The sequence below is a fragment of the Gammaproteobacteria bacterium genome, from assembly GCA_029881255.1.
Taxonomy (GTDB): Bacteria; Pseudomonadota; Gammaproteobacteria; order S012-40; family S012-40; genus JAOUMY01.
Map to the genome: position 1 here is coordinate 205,186 of JAOUMY010000001.1, position 19,302 is coordinate 224,487.

Consider the following 19,302-nt stretch of genomic DNA (forward strand, 5'->3'; position numbering starts at 1 on the left):
TCTACTCCATCGTCACCCGATGTATTTCTTCAAGACTTGTCAAACCCTGCATGACTTTTTCCAGACCCGCCTGACGCAGGTCCACTATCCCTTCTTCACGCGCCTGATCTGCCAGTTGTAAATGATTACCACCGTTCAAGATCAAACGTCCCATGGCTTCCGACATTGGCATCACTTGAAATATGCCGAGCCGCCCCCGGTAGCCGTTATTACAACGCTCACAACCCGCCGGAGCGTATAAAGTGAATCGTCCTAATTGTTCCGGCTTGAAGCCCTGCGCCATCAAAATCTCTTCAGGCAGCTCAATAATTTGTTTACAGTGAGCACACAGGCGTCGAGCCAGGCGTTGCGCGACGATTAGCGATACCGAAGACACAATGTTATAGGGCTCCACACCCATATTCATAAGGCGCGTCAATGTCTGTGGCGCATCGTTGGTGTGCAGCGTCGACAACACCAGGTGCCCTGTCTGCGCTGCCTTCAACGCAATCTCTGCGGTTTCCGTATCGCGAATCTCACCCACCATGATGATATCCGGATCCTGACGCAAAAACGCGCGTAGCGTCGACGCAAAGGTCAATCCGACTTTTGGATTGATATTGACCTGATTGATGCCAGGCATATAAATTTCTGCCGGATCTTCCACCGATGAAATATTGCGATCACCGGTATTGAGTATGTTCATTGCGGTATACAGTGTCACCGTCTTACCCGAGCCCGTTGGCCCGGTCACCAGCACCATGCCGTGTGGTTTTTTTATGTGCTCGACAAACACCTGCTTCTGCCGTTCATCAAATCCGAGCACATCTATGCCGTACTTGAAACTGCCGGAATCCAGAATACGCAATACGACTTTTTCGCCGAACAAAGTCGGGCAGGAACTGACGCGAAAATCGATCGAGCGATTCTTGCTCAGATTCATCTTGATACGTCCGTCCTGGGGCAGGCGTTTCTCGGAGATATCCAGTCGCGCCATAACCTTGATTCTTGCCACTATACGCGGTGCCAAGCTGACGGGCGGCGTAGCTGCTTCCTGTAAAATTCCATCGAGCCGATAACGCACACGAGTGCGATTTTCGTAAGGCTCGAAGTGAATATCCGATGCCCCCCGCTGGATTGCGTCCAGCAATATCTTGTTAACAAAACGTACTAAAGGCGCATCTTCTACATCCGCGTCGCCTTGTGGTGTCTCGTCGTTAATGCCTTCGAATTGTAAGGCATCAAGATCCGTATCACTCAGCCCCATCATGCTGGTGCCGCGTTGTTCCAGCGATTCCTCCAGACGCTTGAGCAGCGCATGGGTTTCCACCAGCACCGGTTCGGTATTCAAACCACTCTGGAATTTAAATTGATCCAGGGCATGGAGGTTTCCAGGATCGGTTATTGCCACAAACAGACGATTGCCACGGCGCCAAAGAGGCAAGGCATTAAACTCCTGAATCAGGCGTTCGTCGATTAACTCCTGAACATCGGGGTCGAGATCCAAGGCATCAATATCGAACAGCGGCAGCCCAAATTCTTCTGCCGCCGCCTGGCTGGCCTTGAGCGCATCCACGATGTGGTGTTGCGACAGATAATTCACCAAAGGCACATTGTCCTGCCGCGCCTGCATTTGCGCATGCATGGCCTGTCGTTCTTTTAACAGCCCTTTGTCGACCAAACGTCGAGACAATCCTGTCAATGCCGATGATGTTTTCGTCAAACTCGGAGTCCTATATTCGCTGCAATATTCATTGGTAAAAGGGATCATTAATATAGCGGCTAAGGTATAGTCCCTTTTTAATATAAAAATGAATAAATTGGTCAAAACACCAAAGAAAATCGGCATTAAAAAATAAAGAAGGAAAATTCGAGAATCAGGTCACGGCTTGTGCAAATTCCGTTAGGCGTCTGCGAATCCGGAAAACTTTTTGCAAGCCATAAAAATAGCCCCCCTAAAGAGGGGGGCTGAGTAAATGTGGGGAGGGAAGGACGGGGTGATCGGTAACGAAACGGAAAACTTGTTGCACTCCTTCCAAATCTACAACAACCGCTTATTAAACTTTGCAATTGCTTACAAAGTGTTACCAACAATCACAGTAAAGCGAAAGCTGTGCCACATTTGCTTTTAGCGAAAAAAAACCGCTCCCGTGGGGGGAGCGGTTCTTTTTCTTGTTGTTAGCTCAAGCTATCATCACAAAAAGTTACAACCCTGTGGTGCATATTTCTTCAGAATGGCAGCACTGGCACAAGTCCAAGTAATAACCCCTGCCGTGCCAACTCCTGGCGTTAACGTTATGGTATTACCCGCCAAGTCGTCAGGCACACCAGGAGAACCCTGGGGTTGGAACAGAATAGTAATCGCACCGCCAGCTACGGCAACACTTTGAACATAGCTATTTGAAATGTTTGCCGCTGGAGCAATATTGATTGCTGCATTGTCAGCAGGCGGGGTCCCGTTGGAATTGATATACTCAGACACCCCAGTCTTGGCGGAAGCTGCCAAGGCTATCGCACTCGATACCTTCGACTTGGTTGTATAAGTGGTATAGGCTGGCACCGCTACCGCTGCCAAGATACCGATGATCGCAACCACGATCATCAATTCAACAAGAGAGAAACCAGTTTGTCGCATTTTCATAAACATCTCCATACAGTTAAAATAAATTTCTAATGTAAATTATTATGTCGTGTTGCACCCTGTGTGCCATTAATCGGTCCGTGAATGTAAAAAATGAGCGTCAAGAGGTGTGAGAAAAAAATTTTGTGGCGGACTTCGCGAAATTCCCCACGACTTGTTAGCTTTCTTAAGGCGTTTAGACCGTGTGCAGAACATTTTTACGCCCGCAATGGTCACAATGTGACAATATTTGTCACTCCTATTGTCAGAGTTGTTTCGAGGTTCGAAGCGGAATGTTGCAGATAGGCGCTGAATTAATTCTGATTCGAATTAATCGGCTGGTTTGAAGTGTATTTTCGCCACCGAAAATGAAAAAAATTTCAATCTATCCCTAATTTCTTCAGGCGATAACGCAGCTGTCTAAAGCTTATGCCCAGCAATTTGGCGGCGGCAGTCTTATTATATTGGGTCTTCTCCAGGGCCTGGCGGATCGCATCTTTTTCCATTTCATCGAGAAAGGGGTCGAGACCGGTCTCATCGCCTTCCAGATCACTGTTCATAGCGGTGGCATTTAGTTTGAGATCCTGGGGTTTAATCGTGTCGCCCTCGCATAGCGTCATGGCACGTTCGAGAATATTTTCCAGCTCACGCACATTCCCAGGAAATGAGTATTGTTTTAATACCTGCAAAGCCTCTGGTCCGAGATAGGCAGGTGGCATCCCAGAATCGTTAGCCAGTTTGTCGAGGATAAAATCGGCCAGCATTGGAATGTCATCCGGGTGTTCACGTAGAGACGGTACGTGGAGCTCGATGACATTGACGCGATAATACAAATCCTGTCGGAAATCGCCACGGTTAACCAGACTGGCCAGATCCTTGTGGGTGGCACTTAGTATTCTTACATCGATGCTTTCTTCCTTGGTTGAGCCTACCGGTCGCACCGATTTTTCCTGGATGACGCGCAACAGCTTTACTTGCATATGCATAGGCAGGTCGGCGACCTCATCGAGAAACAAGGTGCCACCGGTCGCCGCTTTGAATAAACCATCCTTATCCGCGCTGGCACCGGTAAAGCTGCCTTTCTTATAGCCGAAAAATTCGCTTTCCATGAGCTGTTCCGGAATAGCGCCACAGTTGACCGCGATAAACGGCCCATCACCGCGCGGACCTTGCTCATGTATCATACGCGCGACCAGCTCTTTACCGCTGCCAGATTCGCCGGAGATATATACTGGTGCCTGACTGCGTGCGAGTTTGCCAATCGTAGCGCGGGTACGCTTCATGACCGAGGAATCACCAAGCAAGTCATGACGCTTATTCCCTTCGTCCGCTGAAGATTCTGCGCTTGCAGGTTTAACCTTGATCGCGGTAGACACCAGATCGCGCAGCATTTTTAGATCAACCGGCTTGGAAACAAAATCGAAGGCACCGGCCTTCAGGGCTTTAATGGCAAGCTCCATATTGCCGTGCGCAGTAATTACCGCCACCGGAATATCCAGACCTTCCTGTTGAATATATTCGACGAGCTCGATGCCATCGCCGTCAGGCAAACGCATATCGGTGAGACACAAATCATAGGGATGTCGTGATAGCAGCGTTTTACCCTGACGCACATTGGATGCAATATGTGACTTTATCTGCATGCGCGCCAGAGTGATCTCCAGCAATTCGCAGATATCCGGCTCGTCATCAATAATCAGGGCCAGCGTCTGTGCCATATCGTTTACTGTTCGCCTTTATGGGTAATACGAAAACAACTGCCGCCCGAAGGAACGGGAACATAGTCCAGCTTGGCCTGATTGGCCGCGGTTAATTCCTTGGCGATAAACAGGCCCAGTCCGGTGCCTCGACTGGCAGTCGTAAAAAACGGTTCGAAAATCTTGTGCGCAGTTTCCGGGTCGATACCCGGACCAAAGTCGATAATATCCAGCACAACCCCACCACCGGGAAATTTCCCCGCTTTAATTTGTATTATCTTGCGCTGTGCATGTGCCACGCCGTGCGCCATAGCATTTTGACATAGATTGGCGAGAATTTGGTGCAAATGGCCTGCATCAAAGGCTAATACCAAATCGTCTGGTGATACGTCTATCTGTAACTGTCCGTTTTCGAGTTGTTGAGCCCTGGCAAATTCCGCGACAAAATCGTGTAACCACGTTTTCAAGGGAATGCGTTCCGGATGCGCTTTTTCTTTACGCGTGAGCTGCATGACATTCTCGATGACATTATTGGTGCGACCGGCATTTTGGTGGATGATCTCCGCCAGACGCCGATCGGCTGTGTCCAGGGCGCTTGACTCTACCAGCAATTGCGCCGCGTGACTGATTGCCCCGAGTGGATTGCGAATCTCGTGGGCAATACTGGCGGTAAGCCTGCCGAGGGCACTGTGCTTTAGCTGTTGCGCCTGCTGATTCAACAACGAGGCGTCTTCGAGCAGGATTAACACTCCCTCTCGGCGTGTCTGACCCAAGGGAATAAATCGCGGCATAACATCTGACGCACCGGTAATACTTACAGAACGCTCATCCGTCGTCGATGTAGCCCGCCACTCCTGCAAGCGGTGGTGCAAAGGCGCAGACATATTGTCCAAACTCACAATGGCGGAGCGAGATTGCATACCGAGCAAATACCAGGCAGCATCATTGGTCAGCTGAATATTGTTTTTGCCATCGATGACGATCACCCCAGAATCCATGCGCTGAATGATATAGCCATTGAGCTCAGCCATATTTCTGAGATCGATACCCAGCTTCTCGGCTAACTGGCGGTTTTCCTGGGCCTGGCGCGCCAGATGACTGAAGATGGTTGCAGCAATGAAGTAGACCAGCCCCAGCCCACCGGGCACTAGAAAGCCGTAAACTGTCGCATGACCGGATATAAACTCATTGGCCTGCACCCCGAGTATCATCAAACTCGCTGCCGCAGCCATAGCAATCGCGTTTTTCGGTCCAGCTAAAGCGGCATAGGCTAGTACAAAAACGGTGAGCAAAACCGACAATGCATTACGCTCAGCGATCAGCAGCAGCATCATGGCCAATATAAAAACTAAATCGAAGAGAAAATAACGGGAGACCGAACCAGTGCTGATACGCTTGTGCAGTAACAGAAAAGTACAGGCATAAATTACGTAGGCAATTGCTGTGATCTGAATATTTGTCTGTTCGAGAAACTCATCAAACAGCCACACACTGCCGGACATCAAGGCCAGAGACACAATCAAGCGATAAACCGACAACAGAATCAGAACGCGCTGCCTGAATGCACTTGAATCTGGCTGGTTTAGTTTAATTTCCGCTCTCCTCAGTCCTTCAACTACCTCTACGTTGGCATTCCGTGCAGACATCCTGTCCATGAACTTTTGTCATATCTTTTTCGAGAACATGCACGCCACACCGGGAACAGGCCAACATTCTATCGCCCTGTTGAACGGAATTTGAGGACTGTTTTTTGATTTGCGCCCGCCCCGACCGTAGTTGCCGAACCAACATCACTAGCACTGCGATGACCGCAATAATGATCAGAACTCGTAAACCTGGCAATGAAGTACTCCGCCCACAAGGAAAGCCAGGAAGAATTATAAAGGGTATATGAAAGGAATTGCTACGCGGAGCGCTTTAATCTGAACAATTCGGGAGTTACCTGGATAAGCGTCAAATCATCTGACTGCTCCCGATCTCCACGATACTGGGCTAAAAGCCTGCTTAGATAGTTAAAAGGCTCTGTTTTTTGATGTGATTTAATCAGGCAACGCTCCAACCCATCCATGCCTAGCATATCGCCGTTTTCGTCTTCCGCCTCGGTAATGCCATCAGAAAAGACATAGATGGAGTCACCCTCTTTTAGATGGTAAGTCGTGAAAGAGGTATCCAGGCTAGCATTACCCATAATGCCAAGAGGTAAACGATTCGATGCCACACGTTCACGAATATCTCCACTGCGTGCGTTATATATCAGACCATCGGGCAACCCACCATTCCAGATTTTCGCTACACTCATGTCGAGACTAAATTCCATCAGACACGCGCATAAAAATAACTCTGTCGGCAGGAAGGTTTTCAGTTTTTGGTTAATCGCAAGAACGATATCCGCAGACTTGCGTCCATGTTCTGTCATATCGTAAAAAATATCCGAAACAGGCAGCACGCCGATGGCGGCAGGCAGACCATGCCCTGTGGCATCACCAACAAAGACATTCAGACCGCCATCCTGACGCTTTGCAGCCAGCAACATATCCCCATTAAACATCGACTGAGGTGTGCTGATGTGATTAAAGGGAAGATCCTTCAGCACACCACGCGTATTCAAACGCGCAAAGATCTTTTCTGCATAAAGATATTCTTGCATCATCATCTGGTTATGTTGCTGGATTTGTTGATAGAGGACGCGGGTACGCAAGAATGCCGTTATCTTGGCCTCAAGTATAGTTTTGCTGAATGGCTTGGTAAGAAAGTCATCCCCACCGACTGAAACACATTCGGCAAGTTCATCCTCATCCGTCAGAGAAGTCAGAAAGATCACTGGCACAAACTCATCACCAGCTAATTCTTTGATTTTGGTGGCAGCAACACGGCCATCCATGACCGGCATAAGGACATCCATCAGAACTATGTCTGGCCGTTCCTTTTCAAAGACTTCAACGCCTTCCGCACCGTTTTCGGCAAAGAACACGTCGTAACGACCTCCGTCGAGGATGCCATTTAAAACCATACGATTGATTTCGTCATCATCAACCACTAGCACCTTGATATTCATAGTCCCCTTTCAAACCACCAGAGTGAATCGGACTCAATTGTTAACGACTGCCCACATACATCTCTTGAAACAGGGATTGAAAACAAATGTTTCCTCGAATTCCGGACGAATCAAGGTAACTACCAGAGCGTCGATACATAACAAAGCACTATCAGAATGGATATGGAATTTTGAACAAAGTACTGATTTCTCTGTTGCTCATGTCCGCTGTCAGCATGCCAGTCCATGCACAGAACACCAGATACACGTTCGGCATCGTTCCCCAGCAAACAGCAAGCAAACTACTCCAAAGCTGGACGCCTCTTCTGAGAAAAATGGAGGAAATTACAGGACTGGAATTCGAATTTCGGACCGAGTCCAGCATCCCAGAGTTTGAGGAACAATTGCGCAATGGCGCCTATGATTTTGCCTATATGAATCCATATCACTATACGGTTTTTGCTAAACATCCGGGCTATAGCGCTTTTGCCAAAGCTAGTGACAAAAAAATTACCGGCCTCATCGTTGTACACAAAGACAGCAGCATAAAGACCGTACATGATCTCGAAGGAAAGACTATCGCCTTTCCTTCTCCTGCAGCGTTTGCAGCAACCATACTGAATCGCAGCAACCTGAAAAATAGCGGCATAAAATTTGATACGGCCTATGTCAACTCTCATGATTCAGTCTATGCCAGTGTTGCTCGAGGAATATATCCAGCCGGTGGAGCCGTACTGCGCACGTTAAACAACACCGCATCGTCCTACCGCGATCAACTAAGAGTCTTGTGGACAAGTAAGGGCTACACGCCGCACGCATTTGCAAGTCACCCGAGAATTTCCGCCAACGTCAGGAAATCAGTCATCACCGCGCTGTTGCAAATTAACAAAAAACCGGACGAGCCCGTCTATAAAATCCTCGGCATCAAAAGCATCGAACAGGCCAGAGACAGTGACTGGAACGATGTACGAAAACTAAACATCAACATTCTTGAGTAGTCGGTACATGAATTTTCGCAGTAAAAACATATTGGGGATAGCGATCATACAGATAATTCTGCTGTTATTCATCGTTCCTTCACAAATAAAAATTATAGAAAATTCTCATATCGAAGAACTGCTGGAAAACGCTGAGACTACAACACGGCTGTTCGCCACACTAGCGATTACACCCGCTATTTCAAACGACATCGCAACGCTAGAACAGATCTCTCATCAACTAACCACTGAATCAGATGTCCGCAAGGTCAAAATCGTTAACGGAAACAATCAAGTACTCGCGAGCTCAGGCGACATCGAAAACATGCTACATCTTGAGAGCGAATTTGACTACTTGATCAAAGTTCCCATTGGAGATAAAAATCTAAACATTGGCCACATTGAAGCCTATTTTTCATCGGAACACTTACGTGCTATTGTAAGCGAATCACTTCAAAGAACATTAATCATAGGCATCACCTCGTTGTGCATAGCCATTCTTTTTGCATACACGTTAGGTTCATATCTTTCCAAACGACTGAAACATCTCGAAGCGGGCGCAAAACTCATAGGTGAAGGACAACTAGGCTATCAAATAGATTCTACGGGACAGGATGAGATTGCGCGCACGATCGGCTCATTCAATCAAATGTCTCGCCGAATCAATGAACTTTATCGAGAACAAAAACGCATAAACAAAATATTTCTGGCACTCAATAACGCACAGAATCGTTATATAGCCGCCACTAGCAGCCGAGATGAAATTTTCAGCGAATTACTCAGCAGCATACTTGAGCTGACATCCAGCCAGTATGGATTTATTGGCGAAGTCCTCACAAAAAATGAAGCCCCCTATCTTCACACCTACTCGATAACCAATATCGCATGGGATGATGACAGCATTAAATTTTATAACGAGCACAAAAGTGCTGGCTTTGAGTTCTTCAATCTAAATACACTTTTTGGAGCCACACTACACACCGGATTACCTGTTATTTCCAACAATCCCAAATCGGATAACCGGGCTGGCGGATTACCCAAAGGACACCCTCCTCTAGACAATTTTTTAGGTATGCCGCTCTATAGCAACAACAAGCTAATTGGCATGATTGGTCTCGCTAATCGCGATCAAGGTTTTTCTCACGAGCTCATAGATGAGTTTCAGGCGCTATGGAATGTTTCCTCGTCGATGATTTTGGCTACGCAAAATGAAGCTCAACGCGCGCGAATGGAAGAGGAATTGCGCGAAAGTGAAGAGCGTTTCGCACTAGTGGCCAAGGGCACTAACGACGGCATGTGGGATTGGGATCTCAATACGGGGCATATATATTTCTCCAGTCGATGGAAAGAAATGCTCGGCTATACTGACGAAGAGCTCGCGAACCGCTTTGATGTTTGGCAGGAACACATCCACCCGGAGGACCTATCCGACACACTACAAACATGGACAGAGGCGATGGAAGGAAGGCGCGACGCCTTTAATTTTGAATATCGTGTTCAGTCCAAACAAGGACAATACCTCTGGATACGATGTCGTGGAACAGTTTTTAAGAATACATTGGGCCGCGCGATTCGCATGGCCGGTTCACATACCGATGTTACTAAAGAAAAAGAGAACGAACTCGCACTTAAACAAAATGCAGATCGCACCAGGGCTATACTGGATAATGTAATGGACGTCATCATGATGCTGAATGAGGCAGGCGACATTGAGGAAAGCAATCCCGCAATAACAGGCACCTTCTTTTATGAACCCAATGAAGTGCTAGGAAGAAACATAAGCGAATTAGTGCTTCAGGATTCTAAAGATGGCGATCTCAACATATCCCGTCTGCGAGAGATGAATACGGAATTGGTCGGAAGGAGAAGAGACGGACTCACCTTTCCGGTAGAGTTTCAACTTAATCAGATAAGTAATGACCATCAACAGATCAAATACATTTGCGTCATAAGAGACATCACAGAACGTAAAAAGACTGAACAGGCAATAAAGGACGCTCACGAGACCGCCTTGGACGCCGCAAAAACAAAATCTGAGTTCCTAGCCAATATGAGCCATGAAATCAGAACCCCTCTGCACGGCATACTGGGCATGATCCAGATGACAGAACACACGCCGCTTAATGCCAAACAACAGGGTTATCTGTCAACCGCACACCGATCCGCAACACATTTGCTAGGCATCATCAACGACATTCTTGATTTCTCGAAGATTGAAGCAGGAAAACTTGAACTCGAATTTATTCCGTTTAATTTGCGTGAACTACTTGAGGATATCACCAATCTTTACGCACGCCAGGCGCACGAAAAAGGCATTCTACTGGAACAGGTAATGCCCGCAGACTTACCCGATTTCTATAATGGAGATCCCGCGCGACTCAAACAGATTTTCACCAACCTGGTTAGCAATGCAATCAAGTTTACAGACAAGGGGTCAGTTATTATAAAAGTCACTGCATTGTCCGAATCAGCTGAGGAGATGCATTTACGTATCGAGGTCATTGACACAGGGATAGGCATATCAAAAGACGCTCAGGCGAAGATATTTGAGTCCTTCCAGCAAGCAGATAGCACTATGGCTCGGCAATATGGCGGAACCGGTCTCGGTCTGGCCATATGTAAACAACTGGCAAATCTTATGAATGGAGAGATCAGCATCCATAGTGAACCAGGCAAGGGATCACGATTTATTTTTAGTAATATTTTTCATCTTGCGCAGAATACTCAACTCTATACCGTAAAGCCTTTAAGGGGAAAGCGTGCGACCCTGCTCGATATCGAGGACAGTTTAACCAGCTCAATTATTGTAGATTATCTGAGGCATTGGAACCTGGAAGTTGACGTCCAAAAAAATGTCAATCTTAGTGAACATCTCGGTAAACAAGATTTCATGTTTGTCTATTGGGACCAAAAACAGCATTTTGGCCGCTCTGAAAATGAACTTCTAAGCAACAATAGTGACACCCAAGTCATCATCATCGTTGACAGCCTGAATGCTAACGACATTCCAAACAACACCAACAAATTCCAAGTTATCAACAAACCCATACGCCAGTCCGATGTATACAACGCACTCATTTCCAACATCAGCCAGGAGCTGATGATATACGGAAAGAACCGTCGCCAGGACGGTGTAACTAAATTTTCAGGGCATGTACTACTTGTAGAAGACAATCCTGTTAACCAGGAAGTCAGTAGCGAGTTGATACGTCAATTAGGGATGACTGTTGATATTGCGGCGAATGGTATTGAGGCGGTAGAGGCTGTAAAGAGAAGTCCATACGATTTGGTTTTGATGGATTGTCAGATGCCAGAGATGGATGGTTACGAGGCCACCAACTATATTCGAATATTTGAGAATAGCCAGTCACGCACCAAGGTCAACATCATAGCACTAACGGCAAATGCCATGAAAGGTGACCGCGAAAAATGCATTGCCGTTGGAATGAATGATTATCTTTCCAAACCCTTCACTCTGGAACAACTGATCAGCACCTTACGCCGTTGGTTACCTGAACATCAAGAAAACCAACCAATTCCACAGACCAAAACATCTGAATCCGACACCGCCACAACTGAACGGGATGAAAAACCTATGAGCGAAATAATCGACTACAACATAGTCAATGGACTTCGATCGATTTTAAAAGATCGCTTTGCTGAGATGTTGGAAAAATTCGAAACCAATGCCTTAAAACTGGTTGAGGATATGAAAAATACATTGAGCAGTGGTGACAATGAGAGCCTACGGCGGGCAGCTCACACGTTGAAAGGCAGTAGCGGAACAGTTGGAGCACAAAAAGTCGCTGAAACTAGTCTGGTTCTGGAAAAAGCCGCAAAAGAAGGGCAACTAGATTCGGCAACGGAAATGATTGCTGAAATCGAAACTGCACTGGAACAATTTCGAGAACAGATCCCCGCACTAAAAGCGGCATAAATAGATGGGCAAGCTGCTGAGCTAGTAGGTGCGTGAAACCGAAAACTCTGCCAAAGCTACCAAGGCGTCTTTGAACTCGCCTTCTGGCAACACGTCCAGATAACCTATCGCCATACGCGCTTCTTTGCGAGCAACGTCTAAAGTATACTCCGTTGCCCCAGTAGACTGTACCGCTGCAATAACTTCATTTATGCGCTCACGCCCACCATTTTCTATAGCTTCCCGTACGATATCTATTTGTGCAGGTGAACCATTACGCATGACGTGAATGAGTGGCAAGGTGGGCTTACCTTCGGCGAGATCATCGCCAATATTCTTGCCGATCTCTTCACTTGATGTACTGTAATCGAGCACATCATCGACAAGCTGAAACGCCGTTCCCAAGTGCATGCCGTAACGCGCCATAGCACTGCAATCGACATCCGGACGCCCGCTGAGTACAGCACCAAGCTCTGCTGCAGCTTCAAATAATTTGGCGGTCTTGTAGCGAATGACTTCCAGGTAACGTTCTTCAGTGGTATCCGGCTCGTGGCAGTTCATTAACTGCATCACTTCGCCTTCGGCAATCACGTTGGTCGCGTTTGACAGAATTTCCATCACCCGCATGCTGCCAACTTCTACCATCATCTGAAACGCACGAGAATAAAGAAAATCCCCCACCAGCACACTGGCTTCGTTACCCCAGATCGCATTGGCAGTGTCTTTACCGCGACGCATCTCAGAAGCATCGACTACATCGTCGTGTAGTAGCGTTGCGGTATGGATGAATTCCACCACTGCCGCTAGCGGGACGTGGTGATAACCCTTGTAGCCAAATGCCCTGGCGACCAGGAGCAATAACACCGGGCGAAGACGCTTACCCCCACTATTAACAATGTAATGACCCAGCTGATTGACCAATACCACATCGGACTGTAGCCGTTGTCGGATCACACCATCTACCGCGTCCCTATCATCCGCAATCAGGGCATACACTTCCTCTATAGTCTTGGAGCGCCTCGCCACATCTGGCGTGAAGTCTTCCTCATATATAGAATGGTTGTCGAAATTTACGGGATCAAGATGCATATCCGCGGGCTCATAGAGATAAACGCCCATGAGTATATAAAATAAGCAGCGCCCAAACAAAGCGTTATTTTATCCCGCCGCGGATTTGACAGCCCCCCCTTGTGGGAGTTAGAATTCGGCCCCTTTCCATGACCAGATACTGAATTTGGAGAACGAATCAATGTATGCGGTAATTCAGACCGGCGGCAAACAGTACCGCGTAACAGAAGGCCAGACCCTGAAGGTCGAAAAACTCGACGTAGAGCAGGGCGCCAGCATCGAGCTGGACAAGGTCTTGATGGTAGCCAACGGTGACGACATAAAGATTGGTGCCCCCTTTGTAAGCGGTGGCAAGGTCACAGCGACAATCGAAGCTCACGGACGCGGCGACAAGATAAAAATTGTCAAATTCCGTCGTCGTAAGCATCATCGCAAGCAAATGGGACATCGCCAGCACTATACGGCGATCAAGATCACAGGCATTAGCGCCTAAATAAAGGGAGCAGATTCATGGCTCATAAAAAAGCAGGCGGTAGTACCCGCAACGGTCGCGACTCAGAATCGAAACGCCTTGGCGTCAAGCGTTTTGGTGGCCAGGAAGTCCTGGCAGGTAATATCCTGGTTCGTCAGCGCGGCACATCATTTCACCCCGGCACCAACGTAGGTCGTGGCAAAGATGACACCTTGTTCGCCAAAGCCGACGGCACTGTGCTTTTCGAGATCAAAGGTCCGAAAAAGCGTCGTTACGTCAGCATAGTAGCGGCCTGAAGTACAAACGATCAGATGTAAATGAAAAGGCCCCGTTTTGGGGCCTTTTTTGATTATGGGTAAGCAGTAATGAAATTCGTCGATGAAGCAAAAATCAAAGTCGAAGCCGGAAAAGGTGGCAATGGCTGCGCAAGCTTTCGTCGCGAGAAATATATCCCTAAGGGTGGTCCTGACGGCGGAGATGGCGGTGATGGCGGCAGCGTATACCTCGTCGCCGACGACAACCTAAATACGTTAGTGGACTTCCGTTTTACCCGGGCATTCAAGGCACAGAACGGCGAAGGCGGCATGGGCAAGAACCGTACTGGCAAGAGTGGCGAGGATCTCGATATCCCCGTTCCCGTCGGTACGCTAGTAAAAGACGTGGATACCGAAGAGGTCATTGGTGACCTGATCAAAGTTGGCCAACGACTCAAGGTCGCCCAGGGCGGTTTCCACGGTATAGGTAACACTCGTTTCAAGAGTTCAACCAATCGCACGCCGAGACAATGCACGCCTGGCTCTGCTGGCGAAGCCCGCACCCTGAATCTGGAGCTAAAAGTTTTGGCTGATGTGGGCCTGCTCGGCATGCCCAACGCCGGAAAATCCACCTTTATCAGCTCTGTTTCGGCCGCCAAACCCAAGGTTGCCGATTACCCATTTACGACACTACACCCCAACTTGGGCGTGGTCAGCATAGAGCAGCATCGCAGCTTTGTTATCGCCGATATTCCCGGATTGATCGAAGGCGCCGCTGAGGGCGCAGGCCTGGGCATCCGTTTTCTCAAGCATCTTTCCCGCACGGGTTTATTACTCCACATTGTGGATATCGCCCCGGCTGATGGTTCCGACCCGGTGGACAACGTACGGAAAATCGACGGCGAATTGGCGAAATATAGCGATGAACTGGCAGGTCGCGAGCAATGGCTATTACTCAATAAAACCGATTTACTCCCCGATGATGAACACCAACAACTGTGCGATGAGATCGTGCAACGTCTGGAGTGGACGGGCCCTGTCTTTAGCATGTCTGCAGCGCTCGACGTCGGAACATTGACCGTGTGTCGAAAAATCATGGATTATCTCGAACAAAAACGCCTTGGGGAGCTGGAAGGAGAATAATAATGGCGGACAAGCAGCGTTGGGTTATCAAGGCAGGAAGCTCGCTTTTAACCGATCACGGTCGCTGCCTGGACCAACAATATATTGGCAAACTGGTTGACCAAGTTGCCCAACTACGTAGTCGCGGTATCGAATGCGTAATTGTCTCATCCGGTGCAGTCGCAGCCGGGCTTTCCCGCCTGGGTCGCACCGAACGTCCCGACACACTACACGAGTTACAGGCAGCGGCTGCGATCGGGCAAATGGGTCTGATACAGACCTATGAGTCTAAATTCCAGGTGCACAATATCCATACCGCACAAATCCTGTTAACCCACGATGATTTATCTAATCGCCGTCGATACCTAAATGCACGTAGCACACTGGTTACGTTGTTATCACTAGGCGTAGTCCCGATCATCAATGAAAACGACACGGTTGTGACCGATGAAATCAAGTTCGGTGACAATGACACGCTCGCTGCACTCGTAGCAAATCTGGTGGAGGCGCAAACCCTGGTCTTACTCACCGATCAAGACTCCATGTATGAGGCCGATCCCAATCAAAATCCACACGCCAAGCGCATAGTACGCGCCCAGGCCAGTGACGTACGCTTGTTGGAAATGGCCAGCGGTGGCGGTATTGGAAAATTAGGTAGAGGCGGTATGCGCACCAAGGTGCTGGCGGCTACACGCGCGGCGCGTTCGGGTACAAATACGGTAATAGTCGGCGGTAAACTGGACAATATTTTGTGCCGCCTGGCAGATGGGGACGACAGTGTTGGCACCTGGATCGAACCCGACCAGGAACCGGTCGCGGCGCGCAAACAGTGGTTGGCCGGACATCTTCAGGTCAAAGGCAAACTCGTTCTCGATGATGGGGCCGTAAAGGTATTACGCAACGGCGGCAGTAGCTTGCTGCCCGTTGGCGTCAAACAATCCTCGGGCAGTTTTCAGCGAGGCGAGGTAGTCGAATGCACGGATTTAAACGGAAGCCGCATCGCCTGTGGACTGATTAATTACAGTAGCGACGAAACCGGCAAAATCATTGGGCATGCCAGTAAAGAGATCGAAGGCTTGTTAGGGTATGTAGATGAGCCGGAGTTGATACATCGAGACAATTTGGTGCTGCTGTAAACGACAAAGCCGGTAACAACCGGCTTTGAAGTCTGATTTTCTATGCGTCACGGCTAAAAACGATAGTGAACACCGCCATTAATCCTCACAAGCGAAGGTGTGTAGAAGTCAGCCGTAGCAAATCCTGCTCCCACCTCGAAACTCCACCATAGTGGAAATATATCATCAATCCAGTTTTCCCAGTTTGTCTCTATGCCTACCGAGCCATTGAAATCAATACCGGTTCCAGTGCCAAATCGCCACATTTGGACACCTACTCCAGCAGCGCCATATAGATTGTATTTTTTTTCTTCCTTAAACTTGAATAACCCGCGAACAGCGATATCGGTAGACCACCAACCACTGCCGAGAACCGCTTGCAGACTGGTTTTGTCATTCAGGAAAAGCTTTCCACTAATACCATTGGAAATATACATAGACTGCAAACCAAGTGCATATTTATCTTCTGCTTGCGCCGCTCCTGCGCTCACAAACAAAGAAATTATCATTAGCAAAGACGCTTTTATCGTTTTCATTTCTCTCCTACTCCCTCCATTCCTGATTATTAAAACCTCAATACCGTTTTGAGCCTACAACATTATGACCGATTTGATACATGTGAAGAAAACAAAATTTCACATGCTCAGCTCAGTACAGAAGGCAAAAAAAAACCGTCTGAAAGACGGTTTTTTCTGATCTAATGTCCAGACCTGACGGTTTACAGGGCCTTGATGGCTGAGTTCAGGCGAGACTTGTACCGCGCAACTGCATTCTTGTGCGCAATACCTTTGTTGACCATGCTATCCATTACTGGAGTTGCTGTCTTGAATTCTTCCTGAGCCTTGGCCTTGTCACCGGTTGCGATAGCAGCGCGGACACGCTTTACGTAGGTACGCATTTTTGAACGCAGGGTTGCGTTATGCGCGCGACGCTTGTCATTCTGCTTTGCGCGTTTTCTGGCTTGTGCTGTATTTGCCAAAATTGAGCTCCTCAATAAGACGATCGGTGAAAGAACGCGCGATTATGAGGATTTCGCCCCCAACTGTCAAGCGGCCCTGCCCGGGTCTTGCATTGTCCTCGGCGGTGTTCTGGTTTGGTGTTAATATTCAGCGGCTTGGAATTCTGCTGATAACTCGTGGGGTCTGTGCGCCTATATATGGCATGTGCTTAATCCGATATCTGGGTCTTTGTTGTTTTTTCCGGCGCTGTTGATGTCCTGATTATTGTGCTGGGAGCGTCAGGGGGATGGGGTGACAAAACTCGCTGTGAATACGTCCCTGTACGCTCGACGGCGCCGTCCATGGCGCCGACGGTTTTGTCACCCCATCCCCCTGACACTCCTCGATACCCGGGCAGTGTAATTACTCTTTAAATCAAATGGTTAGATAAAAAAGGAACGCATTCTGAGCCGAAAACTCCTTAAATCCACAGCGATAGTCAGCGCCATGACTATGATTTCCCGCGTACTCGGATTCGCACGGGACATGGTCGTTGCCCGTATATTCGGTGCCGATGCGGCTACTGATGCCTTTTTCGTCGCCTTCAAGATTCCGAATTTCCTGCGCCGATTATTCGCCGAGGGGGCGTTTTCCCAGGCCTTTGTTCCTATTCTGACGGAGTATAAGGAACAGCGTAGCGAGGCTGAACTTAAGGATCTCATCGACCGGGTGGCCGGTACGTTTGCGGTGATTTTGTTCGGTATCACCCTGATTGGGGTGATCGGCTCGCCAATTCTGATCATGATCTTCGGTCCTGGCTTTATCGACGAGCCGCAGAAGTATGATCTTGCGGTGGAGATGCTCAAGCTGACCTTCCCCTATTTATTCTTTATCTCTCTGGTCGCCCTATCTGGAAGCATACTCAATACGTTTGGTCGTTTTGCCTCGCCAGCATTTACACCGGTTCTGCTCAATGTTTGTTTAATTGCGGCGGCGTTGTGGATATCACCTCAAATGGAAAGACCGATTGTCGGTCTGGCCTGGGGTGTGTTTCTAGCGGGGGCGACGCAGTTATTATTTCAGGTTCCGTTTTTGATCAAGCTGGGTTTGATGCCGGTTCCCAAGTGGGGTTGGAAGCATGAAGGTGTGCAGCGGATTGCAAAACTTATGGTGCCGGCAATATTTGGCTCGTCGATAGTCCAGATCAATCTGTTACTCGATACTTTGATTGCCTCGTTTCTCATCACCGGAAGTATCAGTTGGCTTTATTACTCAGACCGACTCATGGAGTTTCCTCTTGGTGTTTTCGGTATTGCCCTTGCGACAGTGATACTACCGAAGCTATCTCGCGATCATGCACGTTCGGATAAAAGTACATTTTCAAATACCATCGACTGGGCTTTGCGCCTGGTGTGGTTGGTTGGCGCGCCGGCCGCTGTGGGCCTGGCCACACTGGCGGGGCCGTTGCTGGCAACACTGTTTTATGGTGGCGCCTTTACCGCAGAAGATGTCGACATGGCCACCCTCAGCCTGATGGCCTATTCCCTGGTTTTACTCAGCGCCATTTTTGTGAAGGTACTCGCACCCGGTTTCTATGCCCGCCAGGATACCAGGACTCCGGTAAAGATAGGCATTATCGCCATGGCCGTGGGCATGTTGCTCAATATTGCCATTGTCGTACCTTTATATATGAGCGATTTTAAAGGTGCGCATATGGGACTAGCACTTGCCTCTGCCGGGACTGCGTTGATCAACGCCTCGCTGTTATTCAGACGACTTCGCGCTGACGGTGTCTACACACGGCATTCGGGCTGGATGTTGTTTCTTTTCCGTATCGTACTAGCAAGTTCAGTAATGGGTATCATCATTTCTGTTTACTCGCCCAACATTGAAATCTGGCTAGCATGGAACACGCTGGAACGCGGGCTAAATCTATTGATGTGGGTAGGTATCGGCATGCTGAGTTATTTCGGAACTTTGATTTTGAGCGGACTAAACATCAAGGCGCTGTTAAAGTCTACCCATTAGATGAACGAAACAGAAGCAAAGAAACTTTGGTCTATAGGCTTACGACTTTTCAAAATACGTAATTCGCGCAGCCAATACTGGC

General features: G+C 48.4%; 14 protein-coding genes and 2 pseudogenes. 7 read left to right on the forward strand and 9 right to left on the reverse strand.

Annotated features, from left to right (window positions below; translation table 11 throughout):
- Position 1: 1 nt before the first annotated feature.
- The 6 genes and pseudogenes from pilB to OEZ43_00975 all read right to left on the reverse strand — a co-directional run bounded on the left by pilB (position 2) and on the right by OEZ43_00975 (position 7,351).
- On the reverse strand, positions 2–1,750 hold the full coding sequence (gene pilB, locus OEZ43_00950; GenBank protein ID MDH5544126.1) for a type IV-A pilus assembly ATPase PilB: 1,749 nt from the start codon (positions 1,748–1,750) through the stop codon (positions 2–4).
- A 423-nt stretch (positions 1,751–2,173) separates the two neighbouring features.
- A pseudogene (locus tag OEZ43_00955) lies at positions 2,174–2,503 on the reverse strand (pilin).
- Positions 2,498–2,614, reverse strand: a pseudogene (locus OEZ43_00960) (prepilin-type N-terminal cleavage/methylation domain-containing protein). Before OEZ43_00960 ends, OEZ43_00955 begins: the two co-directional pseudogenes overlap by 6 nt.
- A 365-nt stretch (positions 2,615–2,979) precedes the next feature.
- A complete protein-coding gene (locus tag OEZ43_00965) occupies positions 2,980–4,317 on the reverse strand; it encodes a sigma-54 dependent transcriptional regulator (protein MDH5544127.1) in 1,338 nt (445 codons plus the stop codon).
- A gap of 5 nt (positions 4,318–4,322) precedes the next feature.
- A complete protein-coding gene (locus OEZ43_00970) occupies positions 4,323–5,951 on the reverse strand; it encodes an ATP-binding protein (protein MDH5544128.1) in 1,629 nt (542 codons plus the stop codon).
- 248 nt (positions 5,952–6,199) lie between these two features.
- Complete coding sequence (locus OEZ43_00975; GenBank protein MDH5544129.1) at positions 6,200–7,351, reverse strand: fused response regulator/phosphatase; 1,152 nt, start codon at positions 7,349–7,351, stop codon at positions 6,200–6,202.
- 170 nt (positions 7,352–7,521) lie between these two features.
- On the opposite strand from OEZ43_00975, the gene OEZ43_00980 reads away from it, so the two are divergent.
- Positions 7,522–8,328, forward strand: a complete 807-nt coding sequence (locus tag OEZ43_00980) for a phosphate/phosphite/phosphonate ABC transporter substrate-binding protein (GenBank protein ID MDH5544130.1) — start codon at positions 7,522–7,524, stop codon at positions 8,326–8,328.
- Between the two features lie 7 nt (positions 8,329–8,335).
- Complete coding sequence (locus OEZ43_00985) at positions 8,336–12,244, forward strand: PAS domain S-box protein (protein MDH5544131.1); 3,909 nt, start codon at positions 8,336–8,338, stop codon at positions 12,242–12,244.
- A 21-nt stretch (positions 12,245–12,265) separates the two neighbouring features.
- Here OEZ43_00985 and ispB read toward each other — a convergent pair whose 3' ends face one another.
- On the reverse strand, positions 12,266–13,312 hold the full coding sequence (gene ispB / locus OEZ43_00990; protein ID MDH5544132.1) for an octaprenyl diphosphate synthase: 1,047 nt from the start codon (positions 13,310–13,312) through the stop codon (positions 12,266–12,268).
- A gap of 160 nt (positions 13,313–13,472) precedes the next feature.
- Between ispB and rplU the strand changes: the two genes are divergently transcribed.
- From rplU to proB, 4 genes are all read left to right on the forward strand, one after another.
- Complete coding sequence (rplU, locus tag OEZ43_00995; protein MDH5544133.1) at positions 13,473–13,784, forward strand: 50S ribosomal protein L21; 312 nt, start codon at positions 13,473–13,475, stop codon at positions 13,782–13,784.
- 17 nt (positions 13,785–13,801) lie between these two features.
- Positions 13,802–14,059 carry a 50S ribosomal protein L27 gene (gene rpmA, locus OEZ43_01000; GenBank protein ID MDH5544134.1) on the forward strand — a complete coding sequence of 86 codons (258 nt, stop codon included), beginning with the start codon at positions 13,802–13,804 and terminating at the stop codon, positions 14,057–14,059.
- Between the two features lie 69 nt (positions 14,060–14,128).
- Complete coding sequence (gene cgtA / locus OEZ43_01005; protein MDH5544135.1) at positions 14,129–15,160, forward strand: Obg family GTPase CgtA; 1,032 nt, start codon at positions 14,129–14,131, stop codon at positions 15,158–15,160.
- Between the two features lie 2 nt (positions 15,161–15,162).
- Positions 15,163–16,275, forward strand: coding sequence for a glutamate 5-kinase (gene proB / locus OEZ43_01010; protein ID MDH5544136.1), 1,113 nt, complete (start codon positions 15,163–15,165; stop codon positions 16,273–16,275).
- Between the two features lie 53 nt (positions 16,276–16,328).
- Here the strand turns inward: proB and OEZ43_01015 are convergent, their stop codons facing one another.
- A complete protein-coding gene (locus tag OEZ43_01015) occupies positions 16,329–16,790 on the reverse strand; it encodes a hypothetical protein (GenBank protein MDH5544137.1) in 462 nt (153 codons plus the stop codon).
- A gap of 182 nt (positions 16,791–16,972) precedes the next feature.
- Positions 16,973–17,233 carry a 30S ribosomal protein S20 gene (gene rpsT, locus OEZ43_01020; protein MDH5544138.1) on the reverse strand — a complete coding sequence of 87 codons (261 nt, stop codon included), beginning with the start codon at positions 17,231–17,233 and terminating at the stop codon, positions 16,973–16,975.
- A gap of 424 nt (positions 17,234–17,657) precedes the next feature.
- Here rpsT and murJ point away from each other — a divergent pair, with 424 nt between their 5' ends.
- Entirely contained in the window at positions 17,658–19,220 is a 1,563-nt protein-coding gene (gene murJ / locus OEZ43_01025) for a murein biosynthesis integral membrane protein MurJ (GenBank protein ID MDH5544139.1), read from the forward strand.
- Positions 19,221–19,302 lie beyond the last annotated feature (82 nt).

What these genes read in the sequence shown, in the direction of transcription:
- OEZ43_00970 (MDH5544128.1), bottom strand. Translation starts at nt 5,951, where the DNA reads ATGGACAGGATGTCTGCACGGAATGCCAACGTAGAGGTAGTTGAAGGA.
- OEZ43_01015 (MDH5544137.1), bottom strand. Translation starts at nt 16,790, where the DNA reads ATGAAAACGATAAAAGCGTCTTTGCTAATGATAATTTCTTTGTTTGTG.
- pilB (MDH5544126.1), bottom strand. Translation starts at nt 1,750, where the DNA reads ATGATCCCTTTTACCAATGAATATTGCAGCGAATATAGGACTCCGAGT.
- OEZ43_00975 (MDH5544129.1), bottom strand. Translation starts at nt 7,351, where the DNA reads ATGAATATCAAGGTGCTAGTGGTTGATGATGACGAAATCAATCGTATG.
- OEZ43_00985 (MDH5544131.1), top strand. Translation starts at nt 8,336, where the DNA reads ATGAATTTTCGCAGTAAAAACATATTGGGGATAGCGATCATACAGATA.
- cgtA (MDH5544135.1), top strand. Translation starts at nt 14,129, where the DNA reads ATGAAATTCGTCGATGAAGCAAAAATCAAAGTCGAAGCCGGAAAAGGT.
- rpmA (MDH5544134.1), top strand. Translation starts at nt 13,802, where the DNA reads ATGGCTCATAAAAAAGCAGGCGGTAGTACCCGCAACGGTCGCGACTCA.
- rplU (MDH5544133.1), top strand. Translation starts at nt 13,473, where the DNA reads ATGTATGCGGTAATTCAGACCGGCGGCAAACAGTACCGCGTAACAGAA.
- OEZ43_00965 (MDH5544127.1), bottom strand. Translation starts at nt 4,317, where the DNA reads ATGGCACAGACGCTGGCCCTGATTATTGATGACGAGCCGGATATCTGC.
- proB (MDH5544136.1), top strand. Translation starts at nt 15,163, where the DNA reads ATGGCGGACAAGCAGCGTTGGGTTATCAAGGCAGGAAGCTCGCTTTTA.
- ispB (MDH5544132.1), bottom strand. Translation starts at nt 13,312, where the DNA reads ATGCATCTTGATCCCGTAAATTTCGACAACCATTCTATATATGAGGAA.